At 69.8% G+C, this 20,651-nt stretch carries 20 protein-coding genes and 2 pseudogenes; 8 read left to right on the forward strand and 14 right to left on the reverse strand.

All coding sequences use genetic code 11. From position 1 onward, the window contains the following. Window positions 1-22: 22 nt before the first annotated feature. The 3 genes from ACMGFG_RS21120 to ACMGFG_RS21130 all read right to left on the reverse strand — a co-directional run bounded on the left by ACMGFG_RS21120 (window position 23) and on the right by ACMGFG_RS21130 (window position 1,889). Window positions 23-487 carry a plastocyanin/azurin family copper-binding protein gene (locus ACMGFG_RS21120; protein ID WP_436932277.1) on the reverse strand — a complete coding sequence of 155 codons (465 nt, stop codon included), beginning with the start codon at window positions 485-487 and terminating at the stop codon, window positions 23-25. Between the two features lie 139 nt (window positions 488-626). Next, window positions 627-1,115 carry a DUF7311 family protein gene (locus ACMGFG_RS21125; protein WP_436932278.1) on the reverse strand — a complete coding sequence of 163 codons (489 nt, stop codon included), beginning with the start codon at window positions 1,113-1,115 and terminating at the stop codon, window positions 627-629. Window positions 1,116-1,118: 3 nt separating this feature from the next. After that, entirely contained in the window at window positions 1,119-1,889 is a 771-nt protein-coding gene (locus ACMGFG_RS21130; protein ID WP_436932279.1) for a DUF7310 family coiled-coil domain-containing protein, read from the reverse strand. Window positions 1,890-1,969: 80 nt separating this feature from the next. Here ACMGFG_RS21130 and ACMGFG_RS21135 point away from each other — a divergent pair, with 80 nt between their 5' ends. Beyond that, window positions 1,970-3,055, forward strand: a complete 1,086-nt coding sequence (locus tag ACMGFG_RS21135; RefSeq protein WP_436932280.1) for a tubulin/FtsZ family protein — start codon at window positions 1,970-1,972, stop codon at window positions 3,053-3,055. A 90-nt stretch (window positions 3,056-3,145) separates the two neighbouring features. Next, window positions 3,146-3,439, forward strand: a complete 294-nt coding sequence (locus ACMGFG_RS21140) for a DUF5789 family protein (protein ID WP_436932281.1) — start codon at window positions 3,146-3,148, stop codon at window positions 3,437-3,439. 114 nt (window positions 3,440-3,553) lie between these two features. Here the strand turns inward: ACMGFG_RS21140 and ACMGFG_RS21145 are convergent, their stop codons facing one another. From ACMGFG_RS21145 to ACMGFG_RS21160, 4 genes are all read right to left on the reverse strand, one after another. Next, a complete protein-coding gene (locus tag ACMGFG_RS21145; RefSeq protein WP_436932282.1) occupies window positions 3,554-3,811 on the reverse strand; it encodes a type II toxin-antitoxin system HicA family toxin in 258 nt (85 codons plus the stop codon). 5 nt (window positions 3,812-3,816) lie between these two features. After that, window positions 3,817-4,092: a type II toxin-antitoxin system HicB family antitoxin gene (locus ACMGFG_RS21150; protein WP_436932283.1), complete on the reverse strand. Its 276-nt coding sequence runs from the start codon at window positions 4,090-4,092 to the stop codon at window positions 3,817-3,819. Between the two features lie 83 nt (window positions 4,093-4,175). Then, window positions 4,176-5,345 (reverse strand): acyl-CoA dehydrogenase family protein, encoded by a 1,170-nt coding sequence (locus tag ACMGFG_RS21155; RefSeq protein ID WP_436932284.1) that lies wholly within the window; start codon window positions 5,343-5,345, stop codon window positions 4,176-4,178. 540 nt (window positions 5,346-5,885) lie between these two features. Further along, window positions 5,886-6,770 carry a winged helix-turn-helix domain-containing protein gene (locus ACMGFG_RS21160; protein WP_436932285.1) on the reverse strand — a complete coding sequence of 295 codons (885 nt, stop codon included), beginning with the start codon at window positions 6,768-6,770 and terminating at the stop codon, window positions 5,886-5,888. 127 nt (window positions 6,771-6,897) lie between these two features. Between ACMGFG_RS21160 and ACMGFG_RS21165 the strand changes: the two genes are divergently transcribed. Then, window positions 6,898-7,890 carry an aldo/keto reductase gene (locus ACMGFG_RS21165; protein WP_436932286.1) on the forward strand — a complete coding sequence of 331 codons (993 nt, stop codon included), beginning with the start codon at window positions 6,898-6,900 and terminating at the stop codon, window positions 7,888-7,890. Window positions 7,891-8,100: 210 nt separating this feature from the next. Here ACMGFG_RS21165 and ACMGFG_RS21170 read toward each other — a convergent pair whose 3' ends face one another. Beyond that, window positions 8,101-9,453 (reverse strand): hypothetical protein, encoded by a 1,353-nt coding sequence (locus tag ACMGFG_RS21170; RefSeq protein WP_436932287.1) that lies wholly within the window; start codon window positions 9,451-9,453, stop codon window positions 8,101-8,103. Window positions 9,454-9,535: 82 nt separating this feature from the next. Beyond that, on the reverse strand, window positions 9,536-10,396 hold the full coding sequence (locus ACMGFG_RS21175) for a 3-hydroxyacyl-CoA dehydrogenase family protein (protein ID WP_436932288.1): 861 nt from the start codon (window positions 10,394-10,396) through the stop codon (window positions 9,536-9,538). 271 nt (window positions 10,397-10,667) lie between these two features. Here ACMGFG_RS21175 and ACMGFG_RS21180 point away from each other — a divergent pair, with 271 nt between their 5' ends. The 4 genes from ACMGFG_RS21180 to ACMGFG_RS21195 are packed head-to-tail and all read left to right on the forward strand — an operon-like array spanning window position 10,668 to window position 13,277. Next, window positions 10,668-11,474 (forward strand): class I fructose-bisphosphate aldolase, encoded by an 807-nt coding sequence (locus tag ACMGFG_RS21180; protein WP_436932289.1) that lies wholly within the window; start codon window positions 10,668-10,670, stop codon window positions 11,472-11,474. Beyond that, on the forward strand, window positions 11,471-12,394 hold the full coding sequence (locus ACMGFG_RS21185; RefSeq protein ID WP_436932290.1) for a class 1 fructose-bisphosphatase: 924 nt from the start codon (window positions 11,471-11,473) through the stop codon (window positions 12,392-12,394). The genes ACMGFG_RS21180 and ACMGFG_RS21185 overlap by 4 nt, the downstream gene beginning before the upstream one ends. Before the next feature lie 56 nt (window positions 12,395-12,450). Beyond that, on the forward strand, window positions 12,451-12,765 hold the full coding sequence (locus tag ACMGFG_RS21190; protein WP_436932291.1) for a hypothetical protein: 315 nt from the start codon (window positions 12,451-12,453) through the stop codon (window positions 12,763-12,765). Continuing rightward, window positions 12,762-13,277 carry a PIN domain-containing protein gene (locus ACMGFG_RS21195; RefSeq protein WP_436932292.1) on the forward strand — a complete coding sequence of 172 codons (516 nt, stop codon included), beginning with the start codon at window positions 12,762-12,764 and terminating at the stop codon, window positions 13,275-13,277. Before ACMGFG_RS21190 ends, ACMGFG_RS21195 begins: the two co-directional genes overlap by 4 nt. Here the strand turns inward: ACMGFG_RS21195 and ACMGFG_RS21200 are convergent, their stop codons facing one another. Further along, on the reverse strand, window positions 13,278-15,767 hold the full coding sequence (locus ACMGFG_RS21200; RefSeq protein ID WP_436932293.1) for a hypothetical protein: 2,490 nt from the start codon (window positions 15,765-15,767) through the stop codon (window positions 13,278-13,280). Between the two features lie 193 nt (window positions 15,768-15,960). Here ACMGFG_RS21200 and ACMGFG_RS21205 point away from each other — a divergent pair, with 193 nt between their 5' ends. Then, the gene (locus tag ACMGFG_RS21205; protein ID WP_436932294.1) at window positions 15,961-17,856 is read left to right on the forward strand and encodes an acyl-CoA carboxylase subunit beta; all 1,896 of its coding nucleotides are present in this window, start codon (window positions 15,961-15,963) and stop codon (window positions 17,854-17,856) included. 47 nt (window positions 17,857-17,903) lie between these two features. Here ACMGFG_RS21205 and ACMGFG_RS21210 read toward each other — a convergent pair. From ACMGFG_RS21210 to ACMGFG_RS21225, 4 genes and pseudogenes are all read right to left on the reverse strand, one after another. Further along, a pseudogene (locus ACMGFG_RS21210) lies at window positions 17,904-18,599 on the reverse strand (RNA-guided endonuclease TnpB family protein); the annotation flags it as partial. A 501-nt stretch (window positions 18,600-19,100) separates the two neighbouring features. Continuing rightward, window positions 19,101-19,760 (reverse strand): annotated as a pseudogene (locus ACMGFG_RS21215) (nuclease/transposase family protein); the annotation flags it as partial. Between the two features lie 294 nt (window positions 19,761-20,054). Beyond that, window positions 20,055-20,207: a hypothetical protein gene (locus ACMGFG_RS21220; protein WP_436932295.1), complete on the reverse strand. Its 153-nt coding sequence runs from the start codon at window positions 20,205-20,207 to the stop codon at window positions 20,055-20,057. 1 nt (window position 20,208) lies between these two features. Continuing rightward, complete coding sequence (locus tag ACMGFG_RS21225; RefSeq protein ID WP_436932296.1) at window positions 20,209-20,532, reverse strand: hypothetical protein; 324 nt, start codon at window positions 20,530-20,532, stop codon at window positions 20,209-20,211. Window positions 20,533-20,651: the final 119 nt, after the last annotated feature.

Genomic DNA, 20,651 nt, shown 5'->3' on the forward strand with positions numbered 1-20,651 from the left:
TTCGACGACCGGTCGCCGCGAGCTACGCGTCCGTCGGCGTGGTCGTCTCGGACCCCGGGGCGGTCGCGTCCTCGCTGACGACGACGGCGCCGACCATCCCGCTGGCCTCGTGGGGGATGCAGAAGTAGCTGTGCGTCCCGACGGTCTCGAACGTGTGCTCGTAGGTCTCGCCCTCGTAGATCGCGCCCTCGTTGCCGCCGAGCCACCCCTCCTCGGCGGCGGCCTGCGAGTCGAAGTCGCCGGTCGCCCAGAACGCGGCGCCGTCGGGAATACTGTCCTCGTAAGCGGTGACAGTGTGGGCGTGTGTGCTGGTGTTCTTCCAGCGGACGGTGGTACCCGGCGGGACCTCGACCTGCGCCGGGGTGAACTTCCGGGTGGTCATCCCCACGTCGTAGTCCCCGGCGTCGGCGCTTCCCTGCCCGCAGCCGGCCAGCCCGACCGCGACGGCGACGCTTCCCAGGCTCCCGAGGAAGGCCCGTCTGTCCATGTCTCGGCCTCGGGCCTCCGGCGGCATAGTGGACTCGGTCTCGGTCGGTGTTCGGGACGGGACCGGCCGGCGTTCGGGACCGGCCAGTGTCACCCGCCGTTCGGGACGGGGCCGGCGTCAGTCGGGGCTGACCGGGGCGTCACCGGATCCGGACCACGGGACGGCCGTCCACGGCGACGAGTTCGAGGACGAGCCGCGTCTCCCCGTCGACCCGGAGCCGCTCGGCCGGCACGGTCCGGACGCGGACGCCGTCGGCGACTACCGCGTGTGCCGTCCCGCCGGCGACCCGCCAGCTGAACCTGGTGGCGGCCGGGTCGGCGCGCTCGTCCGTCCGAACGGCGGCGTCCGTGTCCCCCGCTCGGGGCGGTCGAGCGACGCCGAACCGTTCGACCCCGGCGCTCGCGAACCCCTCTGTCGGGAAGGCCACCGTGACCGCCCGTCGCGCGGGGCGGGCGCCGGGCGGGAGCGCGTCGTTGCCGGCCGCGAGCGCCCGCGCCTCGGCGACGATCCGGTCGACCGCGTCCCGGACGGCGGTGTCGCTCCGCTGGACGCCCGCGTACTCGACGGCGGGCACCGCGACCCCGGCTACGGCGACCAGCAGCGCGACGGTGAACGCGACTCTGACCACGGCCTACAGCGCGTCGCGGACCCGCTCGATGAACTGCTCGGTCCCGCTGGCCGACGACGATTTCCCGCCCGCGGTCCCCGACCCGCTCGTCCGGGACTGGTCGTCGTCGCGACCGGCGGGGTCGCTCCCCTGCCGGTTGTTCCCCTGACGGCCTCCACTGGGGTCGCGTTCGTCGGGTCGGCCGCGGTGGGGGCGTCGCCCGGTATCGGGGTGAGCCGCCTCGTCCTCCCGGTGGTGGTCGCGGTCCGCGCTCGCCGTCGTGACGGGTTCCGCGGGCGACCGTCCGGACGTTCGCCCCGGGGACGACCCGTTCGGCGAGCCGCCGCGGTCGGTGCGGTCGGCGCGTTCCGGGGGACCGGCGGAGTCGGTTCGTCCGGGGTTCGTCGGGGCACGGTCGGCGTTCACCCGGTCGGTTCGGTCGTGGCCGTCGGTGCGCTCGGGGGACCCGTCGCGGGGTGGGTCCGCCGGTCTGCCCCTCGCCGGCCCGTCGCCGTCGACGGCGGCTTCGACGGTTTCGGCCTTCGCGAGCGCGGCGCTGGCGCGGCGTTCGACCTCGCGGTTGACGGCGCGGACGTTGCCCGCGTAGCCGCGGACGGCCTGGAGACCGGCTTCGAGCTCGTCCAGCCGCGACTCGACGGCGTCGAGGCGGTCCTCGAGGGACTGGAGGTCGTCGACGACGCCGCTGCGGTCCTGGAGGTCGGTCAGGTCGGCGTCGCCGTCGGTCAGTGCGCGTTCGACGGCGTCGACTCGCGCGTCGAGGTCTCGCTCGGACATGGACGGGGGTGGTCCCGTCACCGCACTTGAACCCTCGGGCGTACCCAACGTTGAATAGCCACTGTGCCGAGGGTGCTGGTATGAAAGTCGTCCTGATTGGTGTCGGTCAGGCCGGGGGCAAGGTGACCCAGCGGCTGGCCGAGTACGACTACGATATGGGGTTCGGCGCCGTCCAGGGCGCCATGGCGGTCAACACCGCCGAAGCGGACCTGCGGAATCTCGACATCGATACGATGCTTATCGGCCGCGACCGCGTCAAGGGCCACGGGGTCGGCGGCGACAACGAGCTCGGCGCGGAGATCATGCAGGACGAGGCGACGGAGGTGATGGACGGCCTCGACGCGAAGCTCTCCACCGACGCGGAGGCCGTCGTCATCGTCGCCGGCCTCGGCGGCGGCACCGGCTCCGGCGGCGCGCCCGCGCTGGCCCGCGAGCTCAAGCGCATCCACGACATCCCCGTCTACGTCGTCGGTATCCTCCCCGGGCGCGACGAGGGCGCCATCTACCAGGCCAACGCCGGCCGCTCGCTCAAGACCGTCGCCCGCGAGGCCGACTCGCTCCTCCTCATCGACAACGACGCCTGGCGCAGCGCCGGCGAGAGCCTCGAAGAGGGCTTCGCCGAGATCAACGACAACATCGCCCAGCGGCTGGGCTTGCTGTTCGCCTCCGGCGAGATCGACGCCGTCGACGAGGTCGCCGAGAGCGTCGTCGACTCCTCGGAGATCATCAACACCCTCCGCCCCGGCGGCATGGCGGTGCTCGGCTACGCCAGCGCCGCCGCCAGCGAGGACGCCGGCGAGAACGTCAACGCGATCACCTCGACGACGCGCAACGCCCTCCTGACCGGCACCAGCGTCCCCAACGTCGTCGAGGCGGAGACGGGCCTGCTCGTCGTCGCCGGCCAGCCCGAGCGCATCTCCCGGAAGGGCGTCGAGCGCGCCCGCTCGTGGATCGAGGAGGAGACCGGCAGCATGCAGGTCCGCGGCGGCGACTTCCCGCTCGACTCCGACCGCATCGCCGCCCTGGTCCTGCTGGGCGGCGTCGAGCGCTCCAGCCGCATCGACGAGTTCATGGAGCGCGCCCGTGAGGCCCACGAGGCGAACGACGACGACGGCGCCGAGGCCAAGGAAGCGTTCGTCAACGAGGAACTCGACGACCTGTTCTGAGCCCGTCGCTCGACGGTCGCGGTCGCCGTTCGGCACGCTCCCCCGCCCGGAAGCGAAAGCTCTAATCGCCGGGGCGGGGAACTGCAGGGTATGGCTGACGACGACTCCGAGGAGGAGGAGACGCTCGCGGTCGAACTCGGCGAGGGCGAACCCGTCGAGGGCGCGCCGCTGGCCCGCGTCGCCTCGCGGCTGAACTGGGGCGCCGCCCACAGCGACATCGTCGAGCGCGAGGGCGAGACGACCATCCGCACGCCCGACGGGCCGCGGGAACTCGCCGACGTGATGGACGAGGTCGACACCCCCTACTTCGAGACCCGTCAGGAGTTCACCGAGGCCGTCCGCGAGGTTATCGGCACCGGCCCCATCCCCACTGCCGAGGAGTGACTGGCTGACTAGCCCCTCTGTCCGGAGCGAGCAGCCGAGGTCACAGAGCGGGTGAGTTCCGATGCTCGGCCCGACAGGTGGGAATCGTCCGGCCGCGTTGCGTCCGACTGTTTCTCACGAGTGTCGGTCGATCCACGCGCAGAACGACTCGAAATTCTCCGCGCCTGCGTCGTCGGCGATGTCCCGCAGCGTGCCGATACTGATCGAGTCGTGGGCGGGGACCGCCACGATCCGCGGGTCGGTTTCGTCGTGGTCGGCCGGCGGGTCCCATCTGAGGATCAGGTGATCGCCGGTGGTTCGCACGTGTCGGAACCCGCCGACGTTGACCAGCACTTTGTACACGTCTTCACCGGAGAAGTCGCGCGTGACCATCCGCGTTACTGGAGCACGTCCGGCAGATCGTCGTCCTGCGTCCGCGCCCGTTCGGGGTCGACGCCGAGGTCTCGCAGTTCCTCGTCGGTCGGCTCGTGACCGCCGTCGCCGGTCACGGCTTCGACGACGGCGTCCAGGTTCTCCAGCGCGGCCGACCGTGTCGCCCCCTGCGCGGACACTTCGACCTGCAGGTCGCGCGCGGTCCACTGTCCGTCGGGGTTCTCGACGAGCCGGATCTCCCGGGGCTCGTCGTCGCTGCCCCCCGCGTCGGCGCGTGCCATATCACGAGATGGCTCCCCATCCGGGAAAACGCTTCGGGGGTGGGCGACGGGCGGCGAGGAGTGTGTGATCGCGATGATTCGACTCAATCGAGCAGCTGGTCGGCGATGGTGTTGCGCAGCACTTCGCTGGTGCCCTCGTAGATCTCCGACAGCTTCGCGTCGCGGTAGTAGCGCTCGACGTCGAAATCCCTCGTGTAGCCGTAGCCGCCGTGGATCTGGATGGCCTCGTTGCACACCTCGCGGGCCATCTCCGAGGCGTACAGCTTCGCCTGGGCGGCCTCCTTGACGTAGCGCTCGCCGCGCATCTTCCGGTCGGCCGCGGCGTGCATGAGATAGCGAGCCGCCCGGATCTTCGTGTCCATGTCCGCCAGCTTGTGCTGGATGGCCTGGAACTCCGAGATGGGCTGGTCGAACTGCTCGCGGTCCTGGGCGTACGCCAGCGCGTCGTCGAGTGCGGCCTGCGCGAGCCCGATGGAGCGGGCGGCGATGGTGATGCGGCCGCCGTTGAGCGTCTTGAGCGCCTGGACGAACCCCTCGCCCTCCTCGCCGAGTCTGCGGTCGGCGGGGACTTCCAGCCCGTCGAACCGGAGCTCCGCCGTCGGGCAGCCCTTGTCCCCGAGCTTGTGCTCGGTCCCTTCGACGTGGAACCCGTCGTCCTCCGCCGGGCGGACGACGAACGAGGAGATCCCCTTGCCGCCGGCCTCGGGGTCGGTCTTGGCGAAGACGACCACCGTGTCGGCCACGGAGCCGTTGGAGATCCACAGCTTCCCGCCGTCGATGACGTAGCTGTCGGGCTCGCCGGCACCCTCGGTGTCGCCGCCGACGGGCTCCGCAGTGGTCTCCATCGCGGGCACGTCGCTCCCGGCGCCGGGTTCCGAGAGCGCGAACGCGCCGACCTCCTCGCCCTCGGCCATCGGGACGAGGTATCGCTCGCGCTGGGCTTCCGTCCCGAACTCGTAGACCATGTTGCAGGCCAGCGAGACGTGCGCGGCGACGATGGTCCCCAGCCCGCCGGAGCCGCGGGAGATCTCGACCAGCGCCTCCGGGTAGGCGTGGTAGTCGAGGCCGGCGCCGCCGTACTCCTCGGGGATCGGCATCCCCATCAGCCCCAGGTCGGCCATCCGGTCGACCAGGTCCGCGGGGAACTCGTCGGTCTCGTCGATCTCGGCGGCCCGCGGGACGACCTCCTCGTCGACGAACTCCGCGACCATGTCGCGGATCTGGCGCTGCTCCTGCGTGAGGGCGAAGTCCATGTGACTCGATAGCGCGGCTCGCCCCTTGATTGTTCGCCAGGACGAGAGAGCGAAGCTCTCTCGAACCAAGCGGGATATCCGCGCCCTCCGCACCGCCCGCGCGGATAGTGGCCCGCTCAGGCGACCAGGCAAGCGCGAGCGCGCCTCGCCCGTTCAGTCCGCCAGGACCGCGCCGCACAGCACCGCAGACGGCCACGACCCTCCCCAACCGATTGCGCTGTCTGCGGGCGACCCGAGCGTCGCCCGCATGGCCCGAGGGACTTCCGGTCCCTCGCTGCTCGCAGGCTGCGATGCTCATCCACCGTCGGAGCAAGCTCCGACGAGCCTTCGTTCACACAGTTCACGAAGACCTCGCGCGGTTCCGTCGCGCGCATGAAAGCGCGCCAACGTCAGAGCAAGCTCTGACGGCCCTCGGAATCGCAAGCGATTCCGAGACGACAGCGCACGCCGACCGCACCGCAACCGCTCACTACAACAGCAGTCACCTGTACTGAACACCGCCAGTCGGTCGGTATCAGGCTACGAATCGCGCGGAGCCGTTCAGGCGCGGGTCGCCTCGACGGACAGATCCTCGTCGACGACGAGTTCGAGCCGTTCGTCCTCGCAGGGGACGGCGAGTTCGACCGCCCAGGGGTCGGTCGAGCGGACGGTGAGGTGGCGGTCGGTCATCGCCCACTCGAACTCCCAGTGGGGACGGCTCGTCACGTCGACGCCGTGGTCGTGGAAGAAGGAGACCACGGCGGGGTGATAGAGGAGCGCGAGGCCGACCGACATGTAGTGGCTGGCGCCGCAGTTGTCGCAGTCGGTGCTGACGAAGGCGTCGAACCGGTCGCTGCCGTCGCTCCAGACCGCCTCGCCGGGGACGAACTCGGTCTCCAGGGGGTTGACGCAGGTCGGGCAGACGCCGCGGGCGTAAGCGAGCATCTCGTGGCGGTTGTACTGGTCGACGCGTTCGAGCACGTCGCGCCTGTCGCCCGTCTCGACGGCGCTGGGGGGCACCTGCGTGTGCGAGTAGAGGTGGTCACACCCCGGACAGCGAAGTTCGAACGTGCCCTCGTCGTAGTACCCCTCGACCGGGGCTCCGCAGAAGTAGCAGTCGAGCCCGATCTCGAAGGCGTCGAGGGAGACGCGGCGGTTGACGCTCCCCGCGCGGACGAGGCGGTAGAGCGCGACCCCCTCCGAGCGGAGGGTGTAGCCGTCCGCGTCGCGGTCGACGAACTCGCCGGTCAGTTGCGAGAGGTGGTAGTTGAACTGCCCGCTGTCCATCTCCGGGTCGACGCGCTCGCGCAGTTCCGAGAAGGCGATCCCCTCGTGGGGCCGCTCGCCGAGCGCGCGGAGGATCGCCGCGCGCGTCTCGTTGCCGACCAGCGCGAAGGCGTCCTCCGGCGCGGCGTCGGCCGGCGGATCCGGGTCGTCGTCCGGCATACCCGACCGTTCCCGACTCACGGCGAAATAGGTTGGGGGCGCCGTCGGTCGACCGACCGGGCGGCACGAAGGGGAACCATCGACCGGATCGGCCACCTTTTTCGCCAGAGCGGCCCAGCGATCGGGTATGGACACGCGCGAGTTCGGCTCGACAGGCTGGACGGTCACGGAGATCGGCCTCGGCACCTGGAACGTCGGCCCGTCGTGGGGCGACGTGACCGACGAGCAGGCCAGGGAGGCCATCCGCACGGCGCTGGACGACGGCGTCAACCTCGTCGACACCGCCGAGGTGTACGGACAGGGCCGCGCCGAGCGGCTCATCGGCGAGGTGCTCGACGAGCGCGACCCCGACAGGAAGGTCTACGTCCCCACGAAGGCCGCGCCGGACGAGGACGGCGGCCACTCCGAGGAAGGGCTCCGGTCGTCGGTCGAGGGCTCGCTCGACCGGCTCGGCGTCGACTCGCTGGACCTCGTCCAGCTGCACTGCCCCGAGACGGAGGCGTTCTACGACCCGACGAACTTCCGGGTGCTGGAGGAGCTCAAGGCGGAGGGGCTGATCGACCACGCCGGCGTCAGCGTCGAGAAGGTCGAGGAGGCCGACAAGGCCATCGAGTACGACGTGGTCGAGTCGGTGCAGATCATCTTCAACCCGCTGCGCCAGCGCCCGGCCGAGCGGTTCTTCGAGCGGGCGGCGAACGAGGACATCGGGATCATCGTCCGCGTCCCGCTGGCGTCGGGCCTGCTCGCCGACGCCTTCGAAGGGCCGGAGGACTTCGGCGAAGGCGACCACCGCCGCACCGCCGCCGAGGAGGGCGTCGACGCCGGCGTCGGCCGCAAGGGCGGCGAGACGTTCGCGGGCGTCCCCTTCGAGGACGGCCTGGCCGCCGTCGACGACCTGCGGCCGTTCGTCCCCGACGACGCGACGATGGCACAGTTCACGCTCCGGTGGATCCTCGACCACGACGCCGTCTCGACGGTGATCCCGGGGTCGACGAGCCCCGAACACGTCGCCGAGAACGACGCCGCGGCCGACCTGGAGCCGCTCAGCCACCAGACCCACGGCGCGGTCCGCGACATCTACGACGAGCACGCCCGCGACTACGTCCACCACCGCTGGTAGCGACCCCGGAGCCGGCCCGTCGTTCGACACGCACTCCGAAATCTTCTTACGGGTGCCCGTCCCCGTCGTCTCCCGTCGAGTGAGGAGCGCTCGGGAGCGCTCCGTGGGTGCGTTTCAGCCGGAGATCACGGCCGGCCAGCCCCCGCGCTGTCGGCCGGATCTCCACCCGAAAACGGCGGGTTCGTTGCTCGGCGTTTCTCCGCCGCGCGCTCAGTCGACGCTCGCGCGTTCGGTCCAGTCGGCGGAGTCGACCGCTCCGCCGTCGGCGTCCGGTCCGCGACCCAGGAGATAGAGGGGAAGGCCGAACGCGACGGTCGCCGCGGCCCACGGGACCGTGGTGAAGACGGACAGCAGGATCCCGAGGAGCGGCGAGGCCGACGGCGTATAGAGGACGGCGGCGCCGAACGGCGCCACCAGTAGCGTCAGCGCGACGACGGCCGTCGCCGTCCGGTCACGACCGCGAGCGCGACCCAGCGGGAACCAGAGGACGGCGGGGATCGAAAGCAGTGCCGCCCGGAGGGCGACGATAGAGGCGGTGCTCGCGATCGCGGCCACGGACAGCGCCCCCAGGAGCGTCCACCCGAGCGCGGCGCGCGGGGAGACGGAGTCCGCGTCGACCGCGAGTCTCGCGACGGCCCCGTACAGCGCGGCGAAGACCAGCACCGTCTCGGCGACGGCGGGCGCGACGAGGTCGGGCCCGACGAGCGACCCGGCGGCCAACAGGACCCCGGCGGCGCTGGCGCCCGCGAGCACCGTTCCGACCCGCGACGACTCGGCGGTCGGTAGCTCGTCGCCCCAGCGGGCCACCGCCAGTAGCAGTGCAGCGAACCCGAGGGCGGGTACGAGGCCGAGGACGAGCGCGCTCGGCTCCGCGAGCCCGACGCCGAAGGCGACGAATCCGACGGTCGTCAGCGCGCGGGCCCCGGGGCCGTCCGAGAGTGCGAACGCCAGGCGGGTATCGCTCCCCAGTCCCGGCTCCTCGTCGGTGGAGCGCCAGACGACCGCGCCGTTCTCGACGGTCGCAGCCGATGGTGCGCGACTCACGACGGTGCCGTTCGGCCCCTCGATCCGGAGCCGGTCCGCTTCGAGGTCGAGCCCGGCCCGGCGAGCCCGCGGGTCCAGCAGGTCGACGAGGACGACGCCGCCGAGGCTCCGGTGGGCCACGCCGGGCCGGTCGAAGGTGACGACGAGCGTGTCGTTCGCGACCGACGTACGCAGGTTCCGCGGGGTGTCGACGACGGTGCGGCGGTCGAAACTCGCGCGGACGACGCGCTCGCGGAGCGTCGCGTTCGCGGCGAGGCGGTCGGCCGCGCGGTCGTCGACCCGGACGCGGGCGTGCCAGCGGCCGCTCCCGTCCTCGCGGACGCGGATCGTCGCCGCGCCGTACTCGACGGTGAGCGGAACGCCGGCGTCCTCGGCCGCGGCGGCGAGTCCGTCCCCGCAGACACCGCAGACTGTTTCCGGCGGCGGTGCCGCGGCCGCGGGTCCGACCGCTACGGCCCCGACGCCCGAACAGACGAGGAGGGCCGCGACTGCGAGGAGAGTGGGACGACGGGCTGTCATCACTCCCCTTCTCACTCGCCCGTCCCAAGTGGGCATCGGAGAGTCAACCGGGGGTTTCACCTTCTCGCGCCGGTGGGCCGTCTCACTCGTACTCGTAGAAGCCCCGGCCGGTCTTCTTCCCGAGGTCGCCGGCTTCCACCTTGCGCTTGAGGAGGTAGGCGGGTTTGTAGCGGTCGCCCAGTTCCTCGTGGAGCGTCTCGGAGGCGTGGAGACACACGTCGAGGCCGATGTGGTCGGCGAGTTCGAGCGGGCCCATCGGGACGTTCGTGCCGAGTTCCATCCCGCGGTCGATGTCCTCCCTGGCGGCGACGCCCTCGTCGTAGGCGCGGATCCCCTCGTTGATCCACGGCATCAGGATCCGGTTGGTCACGAACCCCGGCTTGTCGTCGGCCTCCCAGGTCTCCTTGCCCAGGGCCTCGGCGAAGTCGTGGGCGAACTCCACGACCGCGGGGTCGGTCTTCTCGCCGACGACCACCTCGACGCCTTTCATCACCGGGACGGGGTTCATGAAGTGCAGGCCGACCACGTTCGCCGGCCGGTCGGTGGCGGCGGCGATGGTCGTGATCGAGAGCGTGCTCGTGTTCGTGGCGAGCACCACGTCGTCGTCGGTCACCTCGTCGAGGTCGGCGAACACGTCCCGCTTGACGTCGATGTCTTCGACGACCGCCTCGACCACCAGGTCCGCGTCCGCGAGGTCGGCCAGATCCGTCGTGCCGGTCACCCGGCCGCGCATCCGTTCGGCCTCCGACTCGCTGACGGTCCCCTTCTCGACGAGGCGGTCGAGCCCCTCGGTCAGGTTCTCGATCCCCTCGTCGACGAGGTCCCCCTCGATGTCCCTGAGGACGACCTCGTAGCCCGACTGGGTGGCGACCTGTGCGATCCCGCTGCCCATGGTGCCGGCGCCGACGACGCCGACGGTGTCGATGGCATCGAGTCCGCGCATACCCCATCTGCGCCCGCCGCCGGCGTAAGCCTACTCCCGCCGCGTCCCACCCGGTCGACTGTGTCGTCCCGCCCGGCGTCCCGGTACGTGCCGGACTGTGGTCGGATACTTGCCACTTCGACCGACCGCTCCCCGCGGATCCCCGAGATCGCCCGATTTCGGCGTCACGAACGATTGTGAAGGACACGCACGGTCGAATCGTTTACTCGCCCGGTAGTAAATAATGTCAGAAAGAAGATATATACGTGCGGTCCGTGTACGGGTATCCGTAATGCGACCCATCGCAGACGCTCCGGTCACGCGGGACGGGAAGGTACTCGTTTTGGCGTACGACCACGGTATCGAGCACGGGCCGGTCGACTTCGACCCCCAGCCCGAGAGCGCGGACCCGGAACACGTCTTCGATGTGGCCACACACCCCGCCGTCACCTCGCTCGCCGTCGGCAAGGGCGTCGCCGAGGCCTACTACCCCTCCTACGAGGACGACGTGTCGCTGCTCGCGAAACTCAACGGCACCTCCAACCTCTGGATGGGCGAGCCCGACAGCGCCGTCAACTGCTCGGTGGAGTACGCCGCCGAGGAACTCGGCGCCGAGGCCATCGGTTTTACCGTGTATCCGGGCGTCAACGGCGAGGTCGAGATGTTCGAGGAGTTCCGCGAGGTCCAGGAGAAAGCGCGGGAGTACGACCTCCCCGTCGTGATGTGGTCTTACGCCCGCGGCCAGGCCGTCAAGAACGACTCCAGCGAGGAGGTCGTCGCCTACGCCGCCCGCCTCGGGCTCGAACTCGGCGCGGACATCGCGAAGGTCAAATATCCCGGCAGCGAGGAGGCGATGGAGACGGTCACCCGGATGGCCGGCCCGACGAAGGTGTTGATGTCCGGCGGTTCGAAGACCAGCGACCGCGAGTTCCTCGAGAGCGTCAAAGCCGTCATGGACGCCGGCGGCGCCGGCCTGGCCGTCGGCCGCAACGTCTGGCAGCGCGAGAACCCCCGGCGCATCCTCGACGCGCTGGAACAGGTCATCTTCGAGGAGGCCTCCGTTGACGAGGCCCTCGACGCCGCAGCCCCCAAACCATGAGCAAACAGCTCCCGCCCTCGGCCAACTGGGTCGGCCACCCGACCGTCGACGCCGTCTTCGACGTAGTGCGTGACACCGCCGCCGAGGTCCGCGCGGCGCTGCCCGAGCGCCGCGCGTACGTCGAGGGGCACAACCCCAGCGGCGAGAAGGTCCGGGCCGCCGACGAGTACGCCGACGAGTTGTTCGCCGAGCGACTGCTCGCGCTTGACTCCGTCGCCAGCTACGCCTCGGAGGAACGGGAGTCCGCACGCGAGGCCGACGACGGCGGCGAGTTCCACCTCGCCCTGGACCCGCTGGACGGCTCCTCGAACCTCACGTCGAACAACCCGATGGGCACCATCGTCAGCGTCTACGACGAGCCCGTCCCGACGACCGGCGACCACCTCGTCGCCGCCGCGTTCGTCCTCTACGGCCCCAACACCACGATGGTCGTCTCCGACGGGGAGAGCGTCGACGAGTATCTGATCGAGGACGGAGCCGGCGGCGACGCCGACAGCGAGGGCGACGAGGGCCGGAAACTCCTCCGCGAGGGACTCACCCTGCCCGAGGACCCCACGGTCTACGCCTTCGGCGGCCGCCGGCCCGACTGGACCGAGGACGTGACCGAGGCCGTCGAGAACCTGGAGGCCGACCGGCTGAAACTCCGCTACGGCGGCGCCTTCATCGCCGACGTGATGCAGGTGCTCACCCACGGCGGGATCTTCGCCTATCCCGAACTCGAAGACACGCCGGAGGGCAAGCTCCGCCACTGCTTCGAGTGCGCCCCCGTGGGCTTCGTCGTCGAGGCCGCGGGCGGCCGCGTCTCCGACGGCTACGGCGACCTCTTCGAGACCGACCCCGACCGGCTCCACGAGCGCAGCCCGGTGTATCTCGGAAACGAGGAACTGGTCGGCCGCGTGGAAGCCGCGCTGTCGTCCTGACGGAGTCGCCGCGGGTCGACGCAACGCCTATCCTTCTGTGCTCACGACGTACACATATGGGGTCGAGCGACAAGCGGCGGGTCCAGTTCCGGGCCTCGGAGGACCTCGTCGAGCGCACCGACGCCCTGGCGACGGTGCTGGAGACCGACCGGACGGACGTGCTCACGACCGCGCTCCGGGAGTATCTCCGCGAGGCGAGTAGCGACGACGACCTCGTCCAGGAGATCGCCGACGCGTACTACGCCGACGAGATCACCTACGACCAGCTGAAGGGGCTCGTCGGCCACGAGGCGGCGGCGAACTTCCGCGTGCTCAAGGAGCGACTCGACGAGGAGTTCGTCGCGGCGACGGCGGACGAACTCGATGGATGACGCAGGTCGTCGCCGACACCTCCGCACTGGTGAGTCTCGGCGTCGTCGCCGGCGACGCCCCGGACCCGCTCGCCATCCTGCTCGACACGGGGACCGTCCTCGTCCCCGAGACCGTCCTGACCGAACTCGAATCCGTCGCGGAGTACGACGACGCGTCGGCCTCGGCCGCCGCGGCGGTACTCGACGAGCGACCGGTGATGACGGTCGAGTCGGTCGCGCTCGACGATTCGTTTCCGCTCGACGACGGTGAGAACGCCGCGGTGACCCTGGCGAACGAGCGCGGGGTCGACCAGTTGCTCTGCGACGAGTTCAACGCGCTCGCGCTCGTCCACGCGTCGCTGGCGGACTCGCGACTCGTGACGACACCGCTCGTGCTCACCGCGTTCGTTCGAAACGGACGGATCGCCGCCGACGAAGCGGCGCGACTGCTGGACCGTATCGCCGAGGCCCGGAGCTGGGACGGGAACAGCTACGTCCGGCGGGCGCGCGGGACGCTCGGCGCCGAGTCCTGATCACCCGTTCGCGCTCTCGCCGCCGCCGACCTTCCCGAGGACGAACCGGAGAAGTACCACGACCAGCCCCAGCCCAACCAGCCCGCCGAGCCCCATCCCGATGAGTCGCAGCGGGAGGACGGAGAAGACCGAGAGGAACGACAGCAGACCGCCGCCCCCGCCGACGACGACGGGGCCCGCGCGGGTGCCGTTGACCAGCACGGTGTGGTTGCCCTCGGCGGCGAACTGCGTGGTGAACCCGACCCGCCGCTGCTCGCCGGCGGGCACCGCGACCGACTCCCTGGCGACGAACGAGACGTTCGTGTCGTGGAGCGTCTGGAGCCCGGCGGTGTAGGTGCCGTTCCCCTCGCCGCTGTTCGCGAGCGTGACGTTGACCGCGACGGACTCGTTGACGGCGACGGCCGTCCGGTTGACCGTGACGTTGCTGACGAAGATGGTCGCCTCGCCCGAAGGCTCGTCGTCCGGCGCCGTCCCGTTGCCGGGCGCGGCGGTGCCGTTGGCGGCGGTCCCGTTCGTGGTTCCGTTCGCGACCGTCCGGTCGCCTGCCGTTCCGTTGCCGGCCGTTCCGTTCGTCGCGTTCGCCGCGGCCACCGCGGGGTCGGTCGACAGCGAGAACACCGACAGCCCCGGCGAGTCGACGCGGTAGCGGACCCGGCTGTCGTCGCTCCCGACGACGGTGGTCCCGACGGCCGACCAGTTGCCGTCCGAGAGCCGGTAGACGGTGAGGTTCCCGGGGTCGAGCCCGTGGGCGTCGAGGTACGGCCGGCGGACCGACAGGTCGTAGGTCACGCCGTCGACGGCGTCGGTGACCGAGTGCTGAACGGTCACGGTGGCGGCGGCCGTCGCCCCGTCCGGTCCGCTGAGAGCGGTACCTGTCCGCTCGCGGGCGACGACCGTAGCCGTGAGGTTCGTGTCCGCGGCCGCGTCGATCCGCAGGCGTTCGACGGAGACGTTCGCCGTCGCAACGACCGGGCGTGACCCGTTGTCCGGGACAGCGACGGTCGTCCCCGCGGCGGCCCGGCGGACGGTGACCGCGGAGCTGGCCGTGCCCGCGCGGCCGTCCTGTAGCGACTCGACGCTGACGCTCGGCCAGTCGGTCCCGCCGTCCTCGTCCGCGTCAGTCTCGGACTCGCCGACGAAGGTCTCGCGGGCGGCACCGCTGACGACGAACTCCTCGGTGTGTTCGACGCCCTTCGCGTCGGTCGCGCGGACGATCACCGTCGTGCGGTCCGCGTCGATCGCGACCTCGCGGTCGAAGTCGACGCGCTGGCTGCGCGACCCGGAGTGGACGACCTGGTAGTCGACGGTCTCGCCGGTGGCCGCCACCCGGGTCTCGACGACGAGCCGCTCGGTGACGCCCTCGAAGGCGGCGCCGGCGAGAAAGAGTCGCTCGTCGCCCAGCACGACGGTGCGGTCGCGGTCGACGGCGATCGTCGGCGCCACGTCGCGCTCGGACTGGGGGACCCGCTCTATCGCGACCGTCCGGGTCGTCGTCTTCCCAGAGGCGTCGGTCACCGAGATCGTCGCCTCGTAGGTGCCGGTATAGAGGGTGTACAGCGACTCGTTGAACGACACCGAGAGCCGGTCGGGGTCGAGCGCCCGCGAGCGCTCGGCGGCGATCGTCTCCTCGCCGGTGACGTTGCCGTCGGGGCCCCGGAGCGTCAGGTTCGCCGACTTCACCCGCACGTCGTCGGCGACGGTCCCGGCGAGGTGGACCTTGTTGCGGGCCGTCTCGTTGGGGAACGGTTCGACCGAGATAGCGGGCGCACGGCGGTCCTCGACGTCGATCTCGAAGGCGTAGAGCCGGACGTTGCCGAACTCGTCGACGGCGGTGAGCCGGAACTCGTTGGTCGCGTTGCCGCTCTCGGCGTAGCCAAGCAGCATCTCCACGGAGAAGTTCTCGCCCACGTCGCGGAGCACGCGCGTCGACCGTTTGCCGTCGAAAGTGCGGGTGATCTGCAGTTTCTCGACGCCGGAGGACTCGATGACGTTCCCGGCGATCGTGACCCGGGAGCCGTTTGCGGTCCCGTCGTCGATGGACTTCCACGGCGCCGTGTCGTAGGGGCTCGTCAGGTAGACGTGGGGCGCCTCGGAGTCCTTCCGGACGGTGAACGTCGTCGCGTTGACCGCCCCCGCGTCGTCGGTGACGATGACCCGCACCGAGTTCTCGCCGTTCGACAGCGACGGCTCGACCGTCTCCGTGACGCTCGTCCCGTTGACGTCGATCGACCGGGCGAGCTCGCCGTTGACCCGGACGACGACCTCCGAGAGCTCGGTCCCGTCGACCGCGCGGTCGCCGACGCTCGCGTCGATCGTCATGTCCACGTCCGTCCCGGCCTCGTAGGTGTCCCCGTCGCCGATGTCGGTCGACCGGATCGTGATGTCGACCGCCGGCTTCGCGCTGTCGGCGGTCGCGCCGGCAGCGGCCGTCGCTGCGACGACCGACACGAGAACCACCACCGCCACGACCGCGAGCGACCGGAGACGCATTGGTGCGACCTTCGCCGTTCACCTACTTACCCGTTCGTCCGCGGGTATCAACTTTGAAAGCCACCGGGAGACGCTGCGGGGGCCGTCCGGGGGGACGGTCGGGGGCCCGCTGCCGGTCGGGGCGGCATGACGGTCGGGGGCCCGCCGCCGGTCGGGGCGGCATATTTTACCGCGGGCGTGCGAGGTGTGTGGTATGCGAGTCCGAATCGCCCAGGACGCCACCGTCGAGGAGGCCGAAGCGATCGCCTCGGCGATCGAGCGGACGGTCCCGGGGGACGGTCGGGTGGAGGTGTACGTCGGCGACGCCGACGAGCCCGCTGTCGTCCACGAGTTCGAGGGGAGGTCGTCGGCCGGGGCCCCGTCGGGCGGCGAGCCGACGGGCGGGACTGCGGAGGAGGATCTGGGCCCGACGGCCCGCGAGCGGGCGCTGCGCGAGGAGATCGCGGACATCCGGCGGGGCGGTCCCGAGAAGTACCGCGAACGGCTGGCCGAACAGGGGAAGCTGTTCGTTCGCGACCGGCTCGAGCTGTGGTTCGGCGACACCGACCCGGTGCCAGGCGAGGTCGACCCAGCCGAGCGCGACGCGACCGCCGACCCCTCGGGGCTGCGCTTCGAGGACGGCAAGTTCGCCAACTTCGACGCGTGGCACGACGACTCGCCCGAGACCGGCGGTGACGGGAACGGTTCGGGCGATGGGACCGGTGAAGGCGACGGGGAGGGCAAGAGCGACGGCGACCGGCTGCCAGCCGACGGCCTCATCACCGGCGCCGCCGAGTTCGAGGGGCGGGACGTGCACTTCATGGCCAACGACTTCACCGTGAAGGCGGGGTCGATGGCCGAACACGGCGTCGAGAAGTTCCTGCGGATGCAACAGCGCGCGCTGAAGACCGGCCGGCCCGTCCTCTACCTGATGGACTCGTCTGGCGGGCGCATCGACCAGCAGACCGGCTTCTTCGCCAACCGCGAGGGCATCGGCAAGTACTACTACAACCACTCGATGCTCTCCGGTCGCGTCCCGCAGATCTGCGTCCTCTACGGCCCCTGCATCGCCGGCGCGGCCTACACCCCTGTCTTCGCCGACTTCACCGTCATGGTCGAGGACATGTCCGCGATGGCCATCGCCAGCCCGCGGATGGTCGAGATGGTCACCGGCGAGCAGATCGACCTCGACGACCTCGGCGGCCCGGACGTACACACCCGCCACTCGGGCTCGGCGGACCTCGTCGCCGAGGACGAACACCACGCCCGCGACCTGGTCGCCCAGCTGATCTCCTACCTGCCGGACAACAGCGACGAGGACCCGCCGGGGACGGAGGGGCGCGCGCCCGCCAAATCCCCCGAGGGCATCGACGGCGTCGTCCCCGAGGAACCCAACAGGGGCTACGACATGGAGCGGCTGATCGAGCGGGTCGTCGACGCCGATTCGTTCTTCGAGCTCCAGCCGGAGTACGGCCCGGAGATCCTCACGGGGTTCGCCCGGATCGACGGTCGGCCGGTCGGGGTGGTCGCCAACCAGCCCGCACAGCGGGCGGGGGCGATCTTCCCCGACGCCGCCCGCAAGGCCGCCGAGTTCGTCTGGAAGTGCGACGCCTTCGACGTGCCGCTGCTGTACCTCTGCGACACGCCGGGGTTCATGGCCGGCTCGGACGTCGAGAAGGAGGGGATCCTCGAAGCGGGCAAGAAGATGATCTACGCCACCTCCGCCGCGACGGTCCCCAAACAGTGCGTCGTCGTCCGGAAGGCATACGGTGCCGGCATCTACGCGATGTCGGGGCCGGCCTACGACCCCGAGTCGACCATCGGGCTCCCGTCGGGCGAGATCGCCATCATGGGACCCGAGGCGGCGATCAACGCGGTCTACGCGAACAAGCTCTCGGAGATCGACGACCCCGAGGAGCGCGAGCGCCGCGAGCGGGAGCTCCGCGAGGCGTACCGCGAGGACATCGACGTCCACCGGATGGCCAGCGAGGTCGTCATCGACGAGATCGTCCCGCCGAGCGACCTGCGCGAGGAGCTGGCCGCCCGCTTCGCCTTCTACGAGTCCGTCGAGAAAGAGCGCCCCGACAAGAAACACGGGACGGTGCTATGACATCCTCCCCGGCGTGAACGCCGGGGTTTCCTCCGCGGGAGTCTCGGCTATGCCGATTCCCCGGAGGTAACATTCCCGTCACGGTGGACGGTACTCGGGTCTGTGCGCTGTTCTTTGGGACGGTGAGAGCGTGGTAACTCCGACCAGTTGTGGTCGTCCCACTCGAACCGCACGGGCCGTGCCATCGGCCTGACTGCCTTCTCTGTGTGCCGTTTCAGGAACGTCTCTGACGCTGTTAGGTCGGCGTGCCCCTCGAACCCGCACTGACAGGTGAGCGTGTCCTGATGCCGTGTCGTTCTGTCTGTCGAACCACACTGCGGGCACTCTTGACTGGTCCACGCTTCCGACCGGACTTCGACCGAGATACCGTATTCCACGGCGGTACACGCCAGTCGTTCGGTGAATTGCTTGAACGCCCAAAAGTTGTGAGTCTTGGCGTTGGTTTCGACCGACCAGTGCGTTTCGAGTACGTCGGTCAGGCCACCAACATACACCGTATCGACACCTTCGGCGTACAGTCGTTCCAGCAGGTCACGACACAGTGCTTCTTGGGCGTGGTCGCGGCGACGGGTTCGTTTGCGATACAGTCGTCGGATTCTCTCGCTACTGTACCTGCCTTCCCGTAGCTTGGACTGCAACCGAGCGATCTCTCGTGTCGTCTCTCGGAAGCGATCGAACAGATCTCGTCCTTCGTACAGGTATTTCTCGCCGGTCGTAGTGGTACAGGCGACGAGATTATACGCTGAACAGGCGCAATACCACGGCGTTCACGCCGTGGATACGCGCCGTCACTTGGGAGAGAACCCACGTTCGACAGCAGTCTGAGTTTCGGGATACCGACGTTTAAGTGACAGGCAACCCTAGTAATGGAGAGGAATCGGTCGGAACGGAGCGGATTCCGAACCGTCCTTCGGAGGTGGCCTGTCCACCCATCTAATGAGACAGTATCCGAAAGAGCGGGCGGTGAACGTCACATCCTCGAAGGGTGTGCCCATGTGCCGACTGCTCAAAGCAAACCAGACGATACCCCCAAGTCCGGTGACGCGTGCCGGCGTCCCCGTGGCAAAAACAACACCGGGACGCCGTACACGGTCGAGGAGAGGGGTAACGGCGGTTTGGCACTGCCAGCAGTCCACCAGTCCGATACCGTGGGACTACCCGTGCCCGAACGGGCTGGGAGTCCGGTGATTGGGCTGCGAACCTGAAACTCCCACCGCTCGGGATTCCTCCACGTTCACGCGGAGGAGGATGTCAATTGCACCGATGTCCAGAGCGGCCTTGTGGTCGGCCAGTGGAGCGTCCCGTGTCTCGTCAGAAACAGTGACGGGTTGCGAAGCTCGGAAGGTGCTATTAGTCTCGTCGTACCACAGGTCTAACCGGCCCTGTTTTTCGTAGTCGGGCCAATTCGGGTCGCCAGCGATCTCCAGCCGGAGACGCCCGGTGTGGTCGTATCGGTCTTTCAACTCGCTTCCGACCAGTATCTCAAGCCGAGAGCGGTCGCCCCATTCGACGGTGTACGACGTGTTGCGAATGACGCTTTTGAGTTGTCGCCCCTCGTCCTCGTTACCACGGAATCCCGGCGGTTCCGGGTGTTCTGTAATCGAGGTGTTCGATTCGTCGTAATACTGCTCTTTCAGGCGGAAGAACGCTCTCCACGCTTCGGTGTTCTTCCGTATCACCTGTTGGGCGGTGGACGCACCGAGAATGTCTTTGTACTTACCTTCGAGACTTCCGGTGTCAGCGTCCCACACGCCGCCCTTGAAGCCGTCTTCGTCATTGTACCGCATGAGGCGCTGATAGTTGACTTCATTCCAGAGAGCGGCGGAAGCGTCCAACAGGTCCCGTAGCAGTTGCTCGCCATTGGCCGAGAGCGGTTGCACGGCGAACGTGTTGGTCCGCTTCATCTACCAACTACCCGTCGGAGCCGTGGAGAAATAAATGCCAGTAAACTAAAGTGGAAGTGAAACTGCCCGTGATCGTTGGAGACTCACGGCCAGTTGTAACATGACGGTTCCCCACAGGAGTTTACGCGATTCACGCCCGCCGTGAACAGCGTGGCGTCGAAGACGCCACGGGCAGACGGCGCGAAGCGCCGTCGACGGCGGGACTCTCTCGCTGTTGAAAGGTAGGCGGTCGGCGGCGAGGACGGCGGCGAACGGCAAGGTGGCGACGAGCGGCAGGTACGGCCCCGTCGCCCGTCAGTGACGGGCGCCGCGCCGGTGCTGTCGATGCCCGCAGTGGTGACACTCGTAGAGCCGGCGCGGCGTCGCGGCGTCGTTCAGCGGCGTCCACTCGCGGTCGCGGCCGATGACCGCCCCGCGAGCGCCGCAGTTGCGGCAGCGCATCGGCACGTCAGGCGCCACCTCCGTCGCGTTCGTCGAGCCCGCGCGCCCGCCGGCGGATCCCGTCAACCACGGCGAGCGCGAGCGGCGGTCGAGTGGCGTCGGCGACGACCCGCCCGGTCATCGCGCGGTGGTGGCCGGCCGCCTTCAGCAGACAGCACAGCCCGACCGGCGCGCCGACGACCGTCAGCGCCAGGAGGACGCCGACCAGTCCCCAGACGAACCGCGCGCGGCGGTTGCGCTCCGGGTCGGCGTCGTAGCCGCAGGCCCGACAGACCGCTGCCGCGGGGACCACCCGCCCGCAGTGACGACAGCGGCCGAGTTCGCGGGTCACGTCGCGGTCACCTCCCGGCCGACGGCTGGCGGCTCTCCGGTCCGGTCCGTGCGCCGGCGCGCCGGTCGCGCCGGGGCGGTCGCGCGGTCCTGTGATCGTGACATGGTGGGTCCGAGACG

This window comes from Halosimplex halobium, from assembly GCF_051414055.1.
GTDB classification, from domain to species: Archaea; Halobacteriota; Halobacteria; order Halobacteriales; family Haloarculaceae; genus Halosimplex; species Halosimplex halobium.